This is a genomic window from Leucobacter chinensis (assembly GCF_019049105.1).
Classification (GTDB): Bacteria; Actinomycetota; Actinomycetes; order Actinomycetales; family Microbacteriaceae; genus Leucobacter_A; species Leucobacter_A chinensis.
The window spans coordinates 1-17,910 of the sequence record NZ_JAHQZR010000010.1 but is presented as its reverse complement, the minus strand read 5'-3'; the positions used below and the strand labels follow the sequence as shown (position 1 = coordinate 17,910).

12 protein-coding genes and 1 pseudogene are annotated in these 17,910 nt (G+C 60.4%); 9 read left to right on the top strand and 4 right to left on the bottom strand.

Annotated elements, in window-relative coordinates; translation table 11 throughout:
* The first annotated feature begins 105 nt into the window (after positions 1-105).
* Positions 106-1,212: a CAF17-like 4Fe-4S cluster assembly/insertion protein YgfZ gene (ygfZ, locus tag KTJ78_RS10340; protein ID WP_217135498.1), complete on the top strand. Its 1,107-nt coding sequence runs from the start codon at positions 106-108 to the stop codon at positions 1,210-1,212.
* 98 nt (positions 1,213-1,310) lie between these two features.
* On the top strand, positions 1,311-2,054 hold the full coding sequence (locus KTJ78_RS10335; protein ID WP_217135427.1) for a phosphoglyceromutase: 744 nt from the start codon (positions 1,311-1,313) through the stop codon (positions 2,052-2,054).
* A 38-nt stretch (positions 2,055-2,092) separates the two neighbouring features.
* Here KTJ78_RS10335 and KTJ78_RS10330 read toward each other — a convergent pair whose 3' ends face one another.
* The 4 genes and pseudogenes from KTJ78_RS10330 to KTJ78_RS13635 form a co-directional block, all read right to left on the bottom strand.
* Positions 2,093-2,824 (bottom strand): metal-dependent transcriptional regulator, encoded by a 732-nt coding sequence (locus KTJ78_RS10330; protein ID WP_217135424.1) that lies wholly within the window; start codon positions 2,822-2,824, stop codon positions 2,093-2,095.
* 32 nt (positions 2,825-2,856) lie between these two features.
* On the bottom strand, positions 2,857-3,561 hold the full coding sequence (locus KTJ78_RS10325) for a class F sortase (RefSeq protein WP_217135422.1): 705 nt from the start codon (positions 3,559-3,561) through the stop codon (positions 2,857-2,859).
* A 4-nt stretch (positions 3,562-3,565) separates the two neighbouring features.
* Positions 3,566-5,260, bottom strand: coding sequence for a carboxypeptidase regulatory-like domain-containing protein (locus KTJ78_RS10320; protein WP_369808069.1), 1,695 nt, complete (start codon positions 5,258-5,260; stop codon positions 3,566-3,568).
* A gap of 39 nt (positions 5,261-5,299) precedes the next feature.
* Positions 5,300-6,740: pseudogene (locus tag KTJ78_RS13635) on the bottom strand (S8 family peptidase); the annotation flags it as partial.
* Between the two features lie 790 nt (positions 6,741-7,530).
* On the opposite strand from KTJ78_RS13635, the gene KTJ78_RS10310 reads away from it, so the two are divergent.
* The 7 genes from KTJ78_RS10310 to KTJ78_RS10280 form a co-directional block, all read left to right on the top strand.
* Complete coding sequence (locus tag KTJ78_RS10310) at positions 7,531-8,679, top strand: heme/hemin ABC transporter substrate-binding protein (RefSeq protein WP_217135417.1); 1,149 nt, start codon at positions 7,531-7,533, stop codon at positions 8,677-8,679.
* Complete coding sequence (locus KTJ78_RS10305; protein ID WP_254259605.1) at positions 8,676-9,803, top strand: FecCD family ABC transporter permease; 1,128 nt, start codon at positions 8,676-8,678, stop codon at positions 9,801-9,803. The genes KTJ78_RS10310 and KTJ78_RS10305 overlap by 4 nt, the downstream gene beginning before the upstream one ends.
* Positions 9,804-9,820: 17 nt before the next feature.
* On the top strand, positions 9,821-10,678 hold the full coding sequence (locus KTJ78_RS10300; RefSeq protein WP_217135414.1) for a heme ABC transporter ATP-binding protein: 858 nt from the start codon (positions 9,821-9,823) through the stop codon (positions 10,676-10,678).
* Positions 10,675-11,646 (top strand): hypothetical protein, encoded by a 972-nt coding sequence (locus tag KTJ78_RS10295; RefSeq protein ID WP_217135413.1) that lies wholly within the window; start codon positions 10,675-10,677, stop codon positions 11,644-11,646. Before KTJ78_RS10300 ends, KTJ78_RS10295 begins: the two co-directional genes overlap by 4 nt.
* Positions 11,643-13,232 (top strand): HtaA domain-containing protein, encoded by a 1,590-nt coding sequence (locus KTJ78_RS10290; protein WP_217135411.1) that lies wholly within the window; start codon positions 11,643-11,645, stop codon positions 13,230-13,232. The genes KTJ78_RS10295 and KTJ78_RS10290 overlap by 4 nt, the downstream gene beginning before the upstream one ends.
* Before the next feature lie 4 nt (positions 13,233-13,236).
* The gene (locus tag KTJ78_RS10285; RefSeq protein WP_217135409.1) at positions 13,237-14,976 is read left to right on the top strand and encodes an ICP22 family protein; all 1,740 of its coding nucleotides are present in this window, start codon (positions 13,237-13,239) and stop codon (positions 14,974-14,976) included.
* Between the two features lie 43 nt (positions 14,977-15,019).
* Positions 15,020-17,910: immunoglobulin domain-containing protein (locus KTJ78_RS10280; protein WP_217135407.1), on the top strand; the 2,891-nt coding region annotated here is incomplete at its 3' end.

Genomic DNA, 17,910 nt, shown 5'->3' with positions numbered 1-17,910 from the left:
TGAACTCTTCTTCCTCGGCCTCCTTGGTCTTGCCTCAGTCACGATTGCCTGGGTATCGGGCACCGTGATTTACAAGCTCTTTAAGGGCCAGAAGTAGTCACTGTGATGAGCGCCCTCGGCGAACTGCCCGGTGCGGTTTGCGAGGGCGAGATGGGCGTTGCCCGGCACTATGGGCAACCCATCGCTGAAACACGCCTTCTTGAAGAGGGCGCCGCTCTCGTCGACCTTTCGCATCGCGGGGTCGTCACGGTCACCGGCCCCGACCGGCTGAACTGGCTCGACTCGATGACGAGTCAGCTGCTGCGCGGTCTGCCGCCGGGTGAGAGCACCGAGTCCCTCTTGCTCACGGCGCAGGGCCGTGTCGAACAATATTTGCGCGTCGTTGATGACGGCGAGACCACCTGGCTGTTGCTCGACGAGGGCCGCGCCGACGACACCGTCGCTTTTCTCACGCGCATGCGCTTCGCCCTGCGCGTGGAGGTTGCCGACGTCTCGGCCGAATACGCCCAGGTCGCGACCTTCGTGCCGGCGGGTTCGGCTGACAGCACTGGGCTCGCCCGTGGGTTCGTCAGGCGCACCACAACTCCACTGATCACCTGGCGTGACCCCTGGGCTGAAGTGCAGCGCGGCGGCCACCAGTACGCTGCCCAGCGTGACATTGACTGGAACTTCGAGATCGCCCTCGTCGCCCGCGAGCAGCTCACGGGCATCGCCGCAGCGGCCGCATCGGGAGCGGTGCGCGTCGCAGGGCTCGATGCCCTCTCAGCGCTTGAGATCGCCGCCTGGCGGGTTGGTGTTGCCGACACCGACGACCGGTCGATTCCGCACGAACTTGATTGGCTCCGCACCGCGGTGCACCTCAACAAGGGCTGCTACCGCGGCCAAGAAACCGTCGCCAAGGTGCACAACCTCGGCCACCCACCGCGCCGCGTCGTAATGTTGCACATCGATGGCAGCGATGGGGAAACGCCAGAACCCGGCGCGCTGCTCACCGTCGCGGGCCAGGAACGACCGGTTGGTCGCGTGAGCCGTTCTGCGGTGCACCACGATTGGGGGGTCATTGCCCTCGCGCTCCTGAAGCGCTCGACCCCCGCCGACGCAACGCTCGAGGTTCCGCTTCCTTCAGGCGGCACCGCTGTCTGCACGCAAGAGCTCATCGTCCCTGGCGACGCGGGCGCGACCCGAGATATCCCGAAGCTGCGCCGCCTCTAGCCGTTCTCACTCGGCGATGAGAGTGGGCTGGTCGAAGGCAAGCGACGAGCGAGCAGTCGAGACCAGCCGAACGCGGGGTTCTTCGCTAGACTGGGGGCATGACCTACACCCTCATACTGCTGCGTCACGGGCAGAGCGAATGGAACCAAAAGAACCTCTTCACCGGCTGGGTCGATGTGCGGCTCACTGAGCAGGGCAAGGGCGAGGCCGCACGCGCTGGCGAGCTGCTGCGCGAATCTGGCCTTCTGCCCGACGTGCTGCACACGTCGGTGCTCTCGCGCGCGATTCAGACCTCGAACATTGCGCTTGACACCGCTGATCGCCTGTGGGTTCCGGTTCGTCGCAGCTGGCGCCTTAACGAGCGCCACTACGGCGCACTGCAGGGGCTTGACAAGGCCGAGACTCTCGAGAAGTACGGCGAAGAGCAGTTCATGCAGTGGCGTCGCTCGTTCGATACGCCACCACCGGCGCTCGACGACGCGAGCGAGTGGTCACAGTCGAACGACGCCCGTTACGAGGGCATCGACGGTGAGCGCCCGCAGACCGAGTGCTTGAAAGACGTGATTGCACGTCTCGTGCCGTACTGGGAAGAGTCGATCATTCCCGACCTGCGTGACAATAAGATCGTGCTCGTGACCGCCCACGGTAACTCGTTGCGCGCGCTTGTGAAGCATCTCGAAGGCATCAGCGATGAAGATATTGCCTCACTGAATATTCCGACGGGCATGCCGCTTGTGTACGAGCTCGACGAAAACTTTAAGCCGGTGGGCGAGGGACGTTACCTTGACCCCGAGGCCGCGGCTGCTGGCGCGGCGGCGGTTGCCGCGCAGGGCAAGCACTAACGAGCGACTCGTTCAATCATCACGTCTGGCCCGGAGACTTAGGCTTCCGGGCCAGACGTGTATTCGTAGTCAGAGGCCTCGACGAACAGACTCGCGGCGAGCTCATGGTCGAACTCGACGGTGCGGTGAAAGCCCGCGGCGCAGAGACGCACCGCGGGGCCGTGGCGCTTGATGAACATTGTCGCGCCTGGCTTGAGCCCTGACCGCTCCATGGTTGCGAGGAGGCGAGTGTCGAGCTGCACTGCCTCGCCGATGTAGCGCAACACAGCGACCGACTGCGGTGATGTTTCGAAAGTAAACCGCAGAGCGTTGAGTAAGCCGCGGGTACCGGGGGAGCGCGAGAAGCCACGCTCGATTTCTTCCCTGGTTGGAATCCGGTTACCGTAGGGCGAGAATTCGGGATTGCCGAGCTTTGCAGCCATAAGCTCGGTCACCCGACCGCTCATGGCGTGCTCGATGAGACAGGCCTCACGGTTGAGGAAAGGCCACTCAAGCCCGACAACCTGCTCAAGGAAGCACTCGGCGAGCCGGTGTTTGCGCATGATGTCGAGTGCCGCACGGCGTCCATCGCCGCTGAGGTATATTTGCCGATCGCCAGGAACCGCAACAAAGAGGCCGTCGCGCAGCATTTTGGTGACGGTTTGTGAAACGGTCGAGGGAGCTTGGTTGAGCCTTTTGCCAAGTTGTGTGCGCAGGGCGCCGACGCCGATTTCTTCGAGTTCGAGAACAGCTTTCAGATACATCTCGTGTGCATTGATGAGTTCTGCCACGGCTGCCTTCTTTCAAGCTACTGGGTCGGCATTCATTCTACTCGCGGCATACTGGAACTCGGCGAGTTCTTGTCCTTTGTGAGAGCGTTGCGCTCGGTTGCAAAGAGCACAATGTTGTCAGAAACGATGTTTTGGTCGGCCTCGAAGAGACAGGTCACCAAGACAAGCCGATCAGGTTTGCTCTGCCACACTTTTTCGAGTGTGCCAAGACTGCTGCGTGGGTGCCGTTCGCTTGCCGTGACCTCATAGACAACATCGCCTTTCTCAGTGGTCACGACAATCTCGTCACCGACGAGCACCGTTGACCGTTGTTCGACACGGTTGACGAGCGGATCAAAGACAGCGCTCGCATTCGAAGAAGTGTGCCCAATCAGGTAGACCGTGTTGTCGCTGCCGGCTCCTGGCGAGCCGTAATCATCGAGCCAGAACGCCTGTGTGAAGTCAGGCGGAAAGAGGTCATGCTCGGTGCCAACCGACATCGATTCGATAGGAGCCGTAAACCCTATGGACGCAATGCTTAGTTGCTTGGGTGCAGCGGCATCAGGGGTTGCTGCCTCTGGTTCCTGTGGCACTGGACCGATACGTTCGGCACCGGTCGATGGTGCGGGCTCCGGCGCGAAGAAGTTGAGCGCGCCCACGATGACGAGACCGAGCCCTGTTGTCACGAACAGGGCGGTGAGGCCGATCAGGATAGCCGTAAACGGCCCCACCTTTCGTTGTTTCCACTGCTTGAGCACGGTGCTACTGTTCGGCAACTGCTGGCTTGCGCAAGCCGAAGAGCACGATTCCAGCCGCACCGAGCAACAGAACAGCGGCACCGAGAAGCATGAGCAGCTCGGTCGTTGAGAGTGAGAACCCCGCCGGAGGTATCGTCGCGGGCACGACCGTTGCGGCGTCAGTGAGCGTATCTCGCTCTGGCTCTTCAGCGGTAGGGTTGCCCAGTTTCAGGGTGACCCAGCCGACAAACGACTCATCGCTGCCGGTGAAAGCAAATTGGTACTCACCGTCGCTCAAGGAAGAAATATCGACCCTCAGCTCGCCCTCGTCGTTTACCCGAATCCAATCGACCGGGGTTTTACTGGGGTAAACGTGCAAGAAGAACCAGTCGCCGGGCCTCGAATCTGGAATGGTCACGTGTGCGATGCCGTCTTCGAGGCGCAGGGTGACGCCGCCGGCATTTGCTGCGGTGAGAAGGTTCCCGGCTGCAACCGGCGGCTCAGGCGTCTTCTCTGGTCGTGGGGTGGCCTGAGCAGAGGGAGCACGGAGCGTGCCAGAAGCGGTAGTTTTCTGGTTGGTCTGCTGGCCTGCTTGCTGCTGGTTCACGATGGCAGGGAGGTCGACTGTATCGTTTGATGCTGCCCCCGGGGCCTTCGCAGTTGGCTTCGGTGCAGGAGCGGTCGGTACCCGCGATCCGCCTTCTCCTGGCGTGGTTACTGGAGGCTCAGGAACCACTGGTTTCGGTTTGCTGGGTTCTTCGTTGTGCTCAGAAGACGCAGCCCAGGTGGCCGCGTTCACGAAAACCTGCTTGCCTTCGGCCGACCAAGCCCGAGCGTCGGTCGCCGGGTGTGAGCCATGCAATGCAAGGTACACGTACCGGTTTCCGGCGCGCTCATCGACAGCGATACCCGTACCGCGCGGCTTCGGCGACATGACGTCGCCACTCACCACGGTGGTTACGGTTTCGGCGAGCGAAATGGCGGTTTCGCTCTGAATGTCAGAGACTGATGCCCAAAACACATCGTTCGTTGATTTCGCATCTTGCGTAATAAAAGATCCCTCGATGAGCGAGCCCGTGAACAGCGAACCGGAAGCGAAGAGCGGGTGATTCGTTGTGTCAGTGATGCGGTAGCCCGTCGAGGTGATGGGCAGCTGTTTTTCTCCGGGGGCGGTGGGAGTGTCTTGTGTCGTTCGCGTCTGAGGTGAGGCAAACGTGCTGTGCAAGAGCGCAATACCACTCGTGTTGCTTGACCCGAGGTCGAGCCAAACAATGCCGGTACCTGCCTTGTCAGTGATCTCGATCGCCTTCGTGAGCGTTTCCCGAGAGACTTCGCCGGGATCGTCCCAGATCACCGAGTCATAGTCGGCAAGCATCTCGAGATTGCTTTCTGGCAGCGAGTCGAGCGCTTCAACCACGAGTTCCTGCGTTTTGAGCAATTCGGTCGAGCGACCTGTTGCATCGCCCAAGACCAGGACTCTGGGGAGAGGGTCAAGGGCGAAGTCGAGTTTTGTAGCCTTGCTGTGGTTTGTGACGATGACATTGTTGATGCTTTCGGTGTGCATGCCACTGAGTGAGGCGCGCAAACGATGTTCATCGCCCACTGGAACGCCCTCGAGAGTGTACTGGCCCTGTTTGTTCGTGAGCGTGCTGAGATCATGGCCGGCGAGCGCAACGGTCACACCCGAAAGGGGTTTGCCGGTTGAAGCGTTGGTAGCCACACCTGCCACACTGCCGGTGACCTTGGGGGTGAGCTTCGCGTTGACCGTTACGAAGGCTCCTTCGGCGACTGAAGCAGGCACCTCCTGGCGTTCGTAACCAAAACGTTCGATTGTGAGCGTGTATGATCCTGGCGGCAGGTACGACGTCACCTTACCGTCTCCGTCACTCTTCCAGGTCTCGCCGTATTCAAAGCTCTCACGACTATCGATGAGCTCATTGCCTGTGGCCCAGCTCACCTGAGCACCCGAAACGGAGTTGCCGGTGCTGGCGTCGGTAACCGTGAGTGAGAAGCCGCTCTCTCCGCGTACCAGTGCAATCGCATCGTGCAGGTTGATGATGCCGTGGCCAAACCGAATGTCAGGGGTGAAACCGGCCTCCCCAGCTTTGTCGGGGTGCCAGGCAGTTTGTTCGAACGCTGTTGCGATCTCGTCAACGGTGAGGCCTGGCTGGGCCGATCGCAGAGCGGCAACGGCACCGGCGACATGCGGGGTTGCCATCGATGTTCCGGTCGATTTGCCCCACCCCCCCGCCGGGTACCGATGAGATGATGTCGGTGCCGGGGGCTGAGGCGTTGGGGCGAATGAACTCGCCAGAGGGCCAGCCGAGGCGCTTGACGACGCTCTCAGACCAGTGCGTCGTGCCGCCGCACGAGCGAGCATTGATGGATCGGTCTTCGGTGCTCATGCCAACGGCGAAAGCGTCGTACGAAGAGCTCGGGTTTGAGATGCACTCTGAGCCCTCTTTCATATCGTTTCCAGTCGCGACGGCAGGGAAAATTCCTGCCGCGCGAAGGTTCTTCAGAGCGCTGAAGAGAAACGTGTCGGTGAAGTTCTTGTCGGCATTGCCAAGTGACATGTTGATGACGTCGGCAGGTCGGCCTGCTGCGTTGCCTTCGGCATCGTACGGATCCATGGTCCACTCGAGAGCTTTGAGAATTTTGAAGCTGCTGCTTCCGTCACTAATCGCGTTCACGGCCATGAGTTCAGCCTGGGGCGCGACACCGATCTGAACGCCAAAGGCATCGCCACCGAGAATCGTTCCAGCAACGTGGGTTCCGTGGGTGGCTGGGTCGGCGGGCCGCTTCGCTCGGGGGTTGCCCTCATGATCGAGGTGGATCCACCCTCCTGGGTACAGTGGGTCGCTCGGGTCATCGGTTGCGAGGCGGGGTGCGAGGTCGGGATGGCTGGGGTCGATGCCAGTGTCAAGCACAGCGACTCGAACCCCCTGCCCGTAGGCGCCGTAAAGATCCCATGCATTCGGTGCGTCGATGTGTTTGAGGCCGTAGGTAATCGGGTTGCCGTCGTTGTCGACGTAGGTCTCTTCGTCGGGGGTTTCGGTGACTTCGGTTGGCTCCTCGATTTCGATGGGGTCTTCGGTCTCGAGGCCGTGCACTGCATAGTTTGGTGTGAGGTCGGTCACCCCGGGCAGCGTTGCTAGCGCAGCGATATTTTCTTCGCTTGGTTCGGCTTCGATGAGCATGGTGGAAGCGAGCCAGGACGTGTTGAGCACCTTGATACTGCCGCCACGTTCGAGCGCGGCAATGCCATGCTCTGCCTGTTCAAAAGCCGTTTCGGTTGACTGCTGCAGCGCTGCTGCGGCTGCAGCAGGATCGCCCTCGGCTTCGGCAGGAACTTCCTCGCCAGCAAATCGCACAAGAATTTGCGCACGACCGCTCTCTTCATTGAACCAACTTGTAGTTTCTGGATCACTGTACTCGCTTGCTCCGCCTGGCTCGGGGGCTGCGGGGTCGGCGGGAGCGGGCTCGGAACGATTGAAGCTCGCGTTAAGCGGAGGCTCGGCAGGCGACGAAACGTGGGGGTCGCTGTCACCCGAGACCGGGCCGTTATGCTCTGCGTCTTGCGGCAGGCCCGTGGTCTTCTTGCGGCCTAGGTCGAGCAGGTCTTGAGCGATGACGACTTTCTCGGCGGCATGCGGCACTGAGTCGCTTTCCTGCGAGGGCGCGGGCAGCGCCGCCTGAACTCCAGGGAGCGAGAGTGTCGCGGCAGCTCCAAGAAACACTGCGATTGCGAGGGCTCCGCTCGCCACCGTTTCAAAAACACGCCTGTGGCGGGTGATGCGAAAGCTGCCTAGTCGAGCCAAGATCGTTGCTCCTTCACGCTGTAATTCGGTGCGCACTCGGGTGAGAGCGGGGTATGCCTGTTCGGATTTGGGGCGTAAAGACCCCAAGGTCATATCTGACTAAGGCTAACCTTACTTAGGTATGACGAACAATTGAACATCCGACCTAAGTAATGCTAGCCTAAGTCGCGTGCCAGACGTCAAAGTGAAAAATTCCACGCGAATGCCGCGCTTCGTCTCGGTTCCTCTTGCAGCAGTTCTTGCTCTCGTGCTCACGAGTTGCGCTCTGTTTGTAGGCGAGGGGCCGAACGTTGCCGACCGGTCACTCGCGAGCCAAGAGAGCCCCCGCTTTTTTGAAGGGCCCGACACCGCGCTCTTGAAGAGTGCTGACATTGAACCCATTACCGACAACCCCGAACCCAAACTTCCCGTGACCTTCATGGGCATGGATGACGTAGAGGTCGAAATCACCGATACCAGTCGCATCCTTGCCCTCGACGGGACCGGCAGCCTCGCCTCGGTCGTTTGGGCGCTTGGCTTTGGCCCGAACGTCGTAGGCCGCGACCTCACAACTGGGTGGGAATCGGCAAAAGATCTGCCACTGGTAATGGACAATCACACGCTCAATGCTGAGTCGATTCTCGAACTCAACCCCACCGTGGTGCTCACCGACTACAGCGTCGGTCCCTATGACGTGCAGTTGCAAATGCGCAACGCCGGTATTCCCGTCATCTTCTTCGACGGCGCCGAAGACATCGACGACATCTCGCGCCTCATTGGTGACGTTGCGACCGCGCTCGGCGTTCCAGAGCTCGGCGACGAATACGTGACCGAGTTTCAAAAGACACTCGACGAGACGATCGCAAAGATCCACTCGATTGCTCCGCAGAAGGAAGAAGACAAAGTACGCATGGTCTTCCTCTACATGCGCGGCAGGGCCGGGGTGTACTACATGTACGGAAATAACCCCGACGGCAGCACCGGCATCGCGGGCATTCTCATCGAACAGCTCGGCGGTGTCGATGTTGCGGGTGAAGAAAATTGGACGAGTGGCAACCTCACCGCCGAGGGACTCATGAACCTCGAACCAGACCTCTACCTCATGCTCACGCTCGGGCTTGAGTCGGTCGGCGGTGTCGAGGGTCTGCTGGAGGTTCCCGGGACCGCGCAAACCCCAGCGGGCGAGCGCAAGCGCGTCGTCGATATGAGCGACTACGAGATGTTCACCTGGGGGCCGCGCACGCCCGAGGTGCTCTCGGCGCTCGCCGAAGCGATCTATCACGTCGATCTCGATACCGTTGAGCTCGATGAGAGGCAAGCGAAGGCGGGGCGTTCATGACGGCCGCACCCGGGGCTCCGGCAGAGCCACACATGGAGTTGCCACGGGTGCTCGACTTCGACGTCGAAGCAACCGAACTGCCCAAGCCGCAAAAGGGTAAGGTTGCCCTGCTCTTCATCATCTTGAGCGTCGGCCTCGTCGCTGTGACCCTGCTTTCGGCAGCCCTCGGCCAGATGCAAATTCCTATCTTCGAGGTTGTGGGGTCGCTCTGCCGCAAGGCTGGGCTTACCTGCGGTATTGAACCGACGCACCCCAATGCCGATGCCGCGCTGTGGGAGGTGCGCTTTCCCCGCGTCGCCCTCGCTGTGCTCGTCGGTGCTGCGCTGTCATCGGCCGGTGCCATCATGCAGGGCGTTTTCGGAAACCCGCTCGCAGACCCTGGCATTATCGGTGTCTCATCTGGCGCTGCCGTTGGCGCGAGCCTCATGATCATCACCGGGCTCGCTGCTGGCAGCACCTTCAGCATTCCCGCGGGTGCCTTCGTGACCGGAGTGCTTACTGCGTTACTGATCTACTCGATTTCACGTTCGGGCGGCCGCACGAGGGTCATCACCCTCATTCTTGTTGGCGTCGCCGTCAACGCTTTTGGCGGCGCGGCCCTCGCCCTCATGACGTTCGCAGCCGACATGAACCAGCGCGAGCAGATCGTGTTCTGGCAAATGGGTAGCCTGGCAGGCTCGATGTGGGCATCGGTTGGCACCGTGTTGCCACTTGTCATCATCGGGCTCGCCCTCGCTTTCATGATCTCAGGCAAGCTCGACCTTCTTAGCCTCGGTGATGATGCGGCGAGGCACCTCGGCCTCAATATCGAACGGCTCCGCATCGGCGCCATCATGATCGTCGCGGTGTTGACCGCGGCGGCGGTCGCGTTCGCGGGCATCGTCGGTTTCGTGGGGCTCGTCGTGCCCCACGTGATCCGCATGATTATCGGGCCCGGCCACCGTGTGCTCGTACCCGCGAGTGCCCTCGGCGGCGCGCTACTGCTCGTCGCGGCCGACACCTTTGCACGCACTGCCGTGAGCTACGCCGAGCTGCCACTCGGCATGCTCACCGCGCTCATTGGCGGTCCCTTCTTCTTCTACCTCATTCGCGCCACCAGCAAAAAGAACGGGGGCTGGCTGTGAGCATCACGCTACCCGGCATGAAACCGCCGCAGGAGCCGTCGCCCGCTGCGATCGGGAGCACCGTGCTTGAAGCACGTGACGTCGCAGTTTCGCTCGGCGGCACCGAGATTATCTCGGGCATCTCATTCGACGTCAAAGCAGGCGAGGTGCTCTCGATTATTGGACCGAACGGCGCGGGCAAGTCGACCCTGCTGGGAGCCCTCGCCGGCGACTACGGCTACCGTGGCTCGATCACCATTGACGGGACCGAGGTGAGCGACTGGAACAACCCAGACCTTGCCCTTCGCCGTGCCGTGCTTCGACAGAGTAACGCCATCAGTTTTCCGTTCAACGTCGTCGACGTCGTCAAAATGGGGCGCGCGCCCTGGCGGCTTTTGAGCACCGTCGAAAACGACGATCGCATCATCGCGCAGGAGCTCTTGCGCAGCGACACCTACCAGTTTGCTGAGCGCACGTTTACGTCGCTTTCGGGCGGTGAGCGAGCCCGCGTGGCCCTCGCTCGTGCGATGGCGCAGCGCACCCAGGTACTGCTGCTCGACGAGCCCACGGCGGCACTCGACATCAACTACCAGGAGCAGGTTCTCGCCCTCGCGAGGCGGTATGCCCGACAGGGCGGCGCAGTGATCGTTGTGCTGCACGACCTCGCGGCAGCGGCAGCCTACAGCGATCGAGTGCTCATGATCGCAGAGGGCGGTATGCGCGAGTGGGGCGAACCTGAAAAGGTGCTCACCTCTGAGCTCGTGAGCGAGGTTTATCGGCACCCGGTTCGGGTGCGCACCGACGAAAACGGTGAGCTGCTCATTACCCCGGTTCGATTTCCCGACGAGGCTCCTGCCAGCGCGGGAGCCGATGCACTGAAGAAGGAGAAGGAATGACCACCCAGGCAGCCACACCCATGTGGGCACGAGCGCGGCCTCAGCGTAAGAGAGTTCGGGGCATTGCGGCCCTCGCACTCGTTACTTCGCTCTTTGCCGGCTACGGCGCGATCGCCGCAGCTGAACCCGCGCATGCGGCCTCACGCGTTGACGTTTCACCGACCCCGAGTGCCGAGGGACCAACAAAGGTTACCCTGAGCGGAAGCGGTTTTCAGTACCAGCCGAATGCCCCTGGCGGGGTATACGTCTTCTTTGGCGCGGTGAGCGACCCGACCACCAATGCATGGGCGCCGAGCCAGGGAGGTCTCTCGGGCCAAACCTATGCCTACGCGGCAACTCCTGGAGCACAGCTGCTCGTTGCGTTCCAAGGCGGATCGTCAGCCGAGGCTGCCAACAGCATGATTGACCCAAACGGTAACTGGACCACAGAGATGACCATTCCGGGGTCGACTTTTACCGCAACGTTCGGTGACCCGCACAGTGGCAACCAGCAGGGCGGCCAAGAGATCGATTGCCTGCAGGTACAGTGCGGCATCATCACGATTGGCGCCCATGGATTGCAGAACGCCAACAACGAGTCATTCACCCCCATTAGCTTCACGACTTCAGGTGGTGAGGTGCAAACGGGCACGGGTGCCGTGCAGCAGTTCAGCGCAGGCGAGGCCCCTAGTAACACCGACGAAGCAACGACGCTCAAGGTTCCTGAGGAAGAGGAAAAGAACGAAAAGGCTGACGAGAAAGAGAAAACTGAGGCGCAGACAGAACAGCAAACGGTAGAGGCCGCACCAGAGGCACCACGGGCAGAGAACGAGACCCTGACCTGGGTGGTGATCGGTGTGCTTGGTTTCGCCGTACTCGCACTCATCACTGCAACCTCTGTCGTGATGGTGAAGCGTTCGAAATCGAAGAAACTTGCAGCCGCCACTTCAGAAGAACCGACCACCGAGGGCGAAGGAGCAGCAGAATGAGGCGCACGAAAACAGTACGACTGGGGCGGAAGATTGGCGTTCTTGGCGTAGCTCTGATGCTCTCGCTCGGCTGGGCTGCTCCCGCCAGCGCTGCCGAAGCGCAGGGAAACGGTGAGGGTTCACGGGTTGAGATCGTCGAAGGCAGCCTCGACTGGGGTGTTAGATACTCGATTCGCAACTACCTCGAAAACTTCGGCCACACCGAGGGGTACGTGGCTGCGTTCGACGGCGCGACCTACCGTAAAGGGAACGAGGGGGCACTGTTCCCGGTGCAAGGCGGCTGGGTCAACGTCGAGCGAGGGCAGGCAGAACTCGAATTTGGTGGCCGCATGAAACTGTACGGTTTTGGCACCCCCTGGCTGCACTTCGACGGGGTTCGATTGAGTATCGACGGCGGGAAAGCAACGATCACGGTCGACATGATCGAGAGTTTTGGTACGAAAACTCAAACCCCAGATCTTGAGCTCGCGGTATTTGACCTCGCCGAGACCCCCATGCGGGAGCAGAAGAACGGTTCTATTGTCATCGAGTCTGACGAGGGTGAGTTCCCTCCAGCGATCGGCAACGAGCATCTTCCCCGCCAGGACGGCGATGCGACCTACGGTGGCGACAATAACTACACCGATGGTTTCTCGTTCACACTGTGGCCGGAGGGCGTCACTGCTCCTCACGACGGTGACAGTGACGAAGACGAAGAAGACAATTCCGAAGAGAATCAGGGCAAGGTTCCAGAGACTCCGAAGCCTGAAATAGCCACTCCCGAGCCTACGGCTGTTGCTAAACCTGACGCTTACGGTGAAAGCACTGCTCAAAACCAGTACGGTGCATCGCTGACTGTGAGTCCCGCGTATTCTCTGGCAGATACTGAGCAGACCGTGCACCTCAAAGGAACCGGTTTCCCGACCACCGCTGAAAATGGCAGCAATTTCGGTGGCCTCTACGTGCTCTTTGGGTGGATCGACCCTGCATCGGGCGACACCTGGGGTCCCGGTCATCGAGGGGTGTCGGGAAAGACGTTTACCTACTCGAAAGATATCGAACCAGCTGGAACGTTCCAGAGCATGGTGAGTTACCCCGGCAATACGACCGTGCCAGGGTTTCCGATGATGGATTCGGCCGGCAACTTCGAGATGGACCTACCGCTCATCGCTTCTCGTTTTGAGAGCCAGCATGGCATCGATATTGACTGCTACCGCATGCAGTGCGGCGTCATGCTCATCGGTGCTCACGGCCAAAAACAGGCAAAGGGCGAGATTTTCGTTCCGGTGTACTTCACCGATACGCAAGACGCTACCGGTAGCGAGGTACCAGATGTTCCGGTGAGCGCTCCGGTTACCGCCAACCCCAACATGGTTTCAGGCGGGGCAGTGGTGGGAGGAGCTGCGGGCCAGAATACGGGCCTTGGGGTTAACGGTGGCCTTGTGTTCGGAGACGACGGCACCTCACCACGCACCGCGTTCTTTGCGGGCATCTTGCTCTTGAGCGGCGCTGCCCTCAGTGCAGCCGTGCTCATGCATCGGAGACGAAACAGCTTGACCCGAAAGACCTCTCTGAGTATTCCAACGACCATCGAAAGCAAGGAGTAACGAGATGCAGAGAACCTCGCATCAGAAACGCGGTGCCGCCGCCGCAGCGCTGCTCGTCGGCCTCGCAGCGCTCACGTTTGCCGGAGGCACCTCGACAGCCATGGCGGCTGAAGAAGAAACGACTTCATCAACCGCGGTCGGGGTGAATTACAACGCCGACCTGCAGAAGCAGCCAACGCTCACCGTCACCTGGAAGGGCGACGGTATTCCAGCCAGCAAGCCGAGCACCGTGAAGCTCAGTGGCACGAACTACGCAACGGCGAACGATAGAGGTAAAGGCTTTGGCGGGGCATACACACTCTTCGGCGTGGTCTCGCTGAAAAACAATAATGATCTAGGGAGCTGGGCGCCGACGAAACGCGGCGTGAGCGGCGTCAACTACGACTACATGAGTGAGGCTGGGGTGTACCAGCTCATGGTTAATTACCCGGGCAACCAAACCGAACCCGGCATGGAGTACATGGATCGGAACGGCAACTGGACGATCGATGAGCACCCCGTTCCTGGTGCAACCTTCACCGCGCAAAGTGGTGCCGAGATTAACTGTCTTGCCGAGGGCGTGCAGTGTGGATTCCTGACCATTGGTGCCCACGGGCAGCGCAGTGGTGGCGTTGAGGTGTTCACGCCCGTGAGGTTTGCAGAAGAGGCTGAGGAGCCTGGAACCGGCGAGGAGCCCGGGACTGGCGAGGAGCCTGGAACCGGCGAGGAGCCTGGAACTGGTGAGGAGCCCGGGACTGGTGAGGAGCCTGGAACTGGTGAGGAGCCCGGGACTGGTGAGGAGCCTGGAACCGGTGAGGAGCCCGGAACTGGTGAGGAGCCTGGAACTGGTGAGGAGCCCGGGACTGGCGAGGAGCCTGGAACCGGTGAGGAGCCCGGTGGCACGAAGCCAGATGCTGGTAAAGACTTCTGTACTGACGTAGTCATTCCTGAAGACGCCGACCTTACGGTTACCGGAACACCGCTCGGGAGCGATACGAAGGCAACGATGTCGGTGAAGCCGGGTCGCTACCTCTCGTGTGACGACGTGACGACGGTCACACTGACTGGTAGCGGATTCAACTCCGAGAAACCTATCTATGTGGGGCTCGGCTCGCTCATCGATCACGAAGACAAGACCTCGTGGCGTCGTAGCCTTGGTGGCTTCAGCGGTCCGGGTGAAGATTTCGATTACGGTCTGCCACAGCTTGTTGTGGCTCATAATTCTGACGATGCTGATGTTGCCTCGGCCGAGATGAGCGAGACGGGCGATTGGAGCCTCGACGTTCAGATTCCAGGTTCGAAATTTGACAGCTTCTTCCAGGGCAATATCGATTGCGAAACCGATTTCTGCGGATTCTTTGCTTTCGGTGCACACGGCAATATTGCAGCCGAAAACGAGGCATATACACCCGTGTTCTTCGGCTCGCAGGACGAGGGTGATAAACCCAAGCCAAAGCCCACTGAACCCGGCACTGGTGGAACAACACCTCCCGGATCAGGAACAGATGGCAAGACCCCATCGGTTCCTGACACCGATGTGCCCAAACCGCAGACCCCTCAGGCATCGCAGAAGCCTAAGGCAAACGGATCGCCGCTGCCTCAGGCGCCAGTAAACAATGGCGGGCTTGGTATTAACGGCGGTCTAGCCGCGACCGGCGGTGACGCAGAGGCAGCGCGCACTGCACTCTTCGCGGGCGTTCTTCTCATGAGCGCAGGCGTTTTCGGGATCGCTCTCGTTCACGGCCGCTCAAGGGCGCGCCGATAGCCCAACTCGTTCTCAGATACACACAACAAAAGGAAAAGAAATCATGAAAATCACTGCACAGCAGGGGAGCCGTTCTCGGCGTTCCCTGGCAGCCCCGGGGGCCTTCGGGGTCGCGGCAGCTCTTTTGCTGTCGGGCGCCGTTGCCACCCCCTCGTTCGCTGCTGAGGATGAAACCTCGACGGGAACCCCGTACAGCAATACTGACGCGTATATGACCGTGACGCCAGGAACGAACCTCAACCCTGATGGTACGACGACGGTTACCGTTCGCGGGTTCAACTACGACGAGAAAGTCCCGGTCTACGTCGGGCTGGGAACGAATCTTGCTCCAGAAGATCCCGAGCTGTGGCGACGCAGCGATGGTGGTCTCAGCGGCCCCGACGGTGACTACGACTACGGTTCGCCCCGGCTTGTCATCGCGTATGGAAACAGTGAAGACACTGGAGTAGCTGATGCTGCGATGGACGCGAACGGCAACTGGAAGTTTGATATTCAGGTGGCAGGAGCAACCCTTACGAGCTTCTTCGGCGGAGAGATTGATTGTCTCGAGGCTGTGGCCGGTTGCGGGTTCTTCTCGTTCGGCGCACACGGTAAAGTTTCAGCTCATAATGAGGCTTACGTGGGCATCTCGTTCGCAGAGCCCGTCGTTACGGTAGCCCCTGAAATCTCACAGCAACCTCAATCTGTTTCGGTGAACGAGGGCGAAGACGCGGTGTTTTCTGTCACTGCGACCGGTGACCCAGAACCAACCTATGCTTGGCAACGCGCCGAGAAGGGCAGCGATACCTTTGCCCCGATTACGGGAGCAACAAGCGCAGAATTCACTCTTGCTGCAGCGTCACTCGCTGACGACGGCGCGAAGCTACGTGTCGTCGTAACCAACGAGGCCGGCGCCGTTACTTCTGAGGCGGTAAGCCTCGCGGTGGCTCCGAAGGCGACTGAGCCAGAAGACGACAAGAACTCTGCGACAGGACTTGGCCATAACCATGACCCCAATAAGCAGGGCCAGCCGAGCCTGAAAGTCACCTGGCCTGAGGGCGGATTCCCCGCTGATGAGCCAAGCGTTGCGCGGCTTGAGGGCCAGAACTACGCGCTCCTCTCTGACTTCGGTACGAACTTCGGTGGGGCCTACACACTCTTCGGCGTCATCAAGCTCAAGGATGAAGCTGATGAGGGCAGCTGGGCACCCACCAAACGAGGGGTGAGCGGTGTGAACTACGACTATGTCGGTGAAGCTGGGCTCTACCAGCTCATGGTGAACTACCCCGATAACACGACTGAGCCAGACATGGCTTACATGGATGACCAGGGCAACTGGGTCATCGAAGAGCACCCCGTTCCAGGCGCAACCTTCACGAGCCAGGGAGGCGCTGAGATCAACTGTCTCGCTGAGGGCGTGCAGTGTGGCTTTATCACCATCGGCGCTCACGGGCAGCTGAGCAAGGGCGTTGAAGTCTTTACCCCTGTTCAGTTTGCTGAGCCAGCGGCGCCTGCAGCTGTCGAGACCTCGGTCACCGTCAATAGCCAGCCGTACGTTGAATACCCGACAGACTTCGCCGGTGAAACGGTTAAGGTTTCGGCTTCGGTTCAGCCGGCAGACGCGGCCGGCAGCGTTGCATTCTTTACAGGAGAAACGAAGCTTGGCGAGGCAGCAGTAGCTGAAGGCTCTGCAACGATTGAGACGACTCTCTTCGAAGGGGGCGCACACAAGGTTCGTGCCGTATTCACCCCTGAAAACGCCGAGCAGTTTGAAGCATCAGAATCAAACGAAACGACGTTCCGTATCGTAGACCTGACCCCCGCGGTTGGCACGATCGAGGTTGGTGCAGCTGCACGCGAGATTACTGACGCCGAGCTTCGGTGGGGCGTTGCAAACTTCGTAAGCTTCCACTCAGGCCCGGGTAAAGCCGTTCTCGGCGGTAACGTCGAGCTTGCAACAGCTGAAGACGACAGCACCCAGGCTTTGGCCGATCGTGAGTTCATCTTCTCGAAGGGAACCGGTCACGTTGATGCCGAGGGCAACGTTTTCATCGAATATGATGGCGAGATCCGCCTCACTTCGGGAACGATGCCCGAGTGGAACTTCCGCCAGCCTCAGCTGTTCATGAACGCAGCGGGAGACGGCTACCTCTCGGTCGTCGCCGACGGCCACTTCCTGGGGAGCATGATGGGCGGCGAAGACCTTGAGTACGGCCCTGAGCGCATTGTTGTACAGACATTCAAGGGTGCCGAGCCAGTCACCGAAGCGACCGAAACCTCATTTACGGTTGCTCCGCTCTTCGAAGGCCAGGTTGCTCCAGGAACTTGGTCAGGCGACTTCTCTGGCGCGACCCTCACGAACCAGTTCCTTCGTTTTGTGAACATCGGTGTGCGGTCGTACTTCTACCAGTCTGGCGGATCAGCTGACCCTACCAAGGTTGCGAAGCCGTTGACCGTTACCTACACCTCTGGCGTAGCACCGACCGTTTCGGTTGCGGGCCCCGCTAAGGTGACCGTGGGCGATGATGCGGTGTTCAACGCAACGATTGCTGGCGACCCAGAACCTGAACTGCAGTGGCAGACACTCGCACCGGCAACCGGTGACGAAGCTCGTGCTGCAGATGCTGAGGAGAACTGGGTTGATGTTGAAGGCGCAACCGCTAAGACCTTCACTCTTGAAGCCGTCACCGAAGAGATGAACGGTACGAAGGTTCGTGCAATCGCTTCGAACGGATTCGGTGAGGCCGTTGCCTCAGAGGCTGTTGAGTTGCTCGTGACCAAGCGCTCGACTGAGGAGCCTGGTACTGAGGAGCCTGGTACTGAGGAGCCTGGTACTGAGGAGCCTGGTACTGAGGAGCCTGGTACTGAGGAGCCTGGTACTGAGGAGCCTGGTACTGAGGAGCCTGGTACTGAGGAGCCTGGTACTGAGGAGCCTGGTACTGAGGAGCCTGGTAC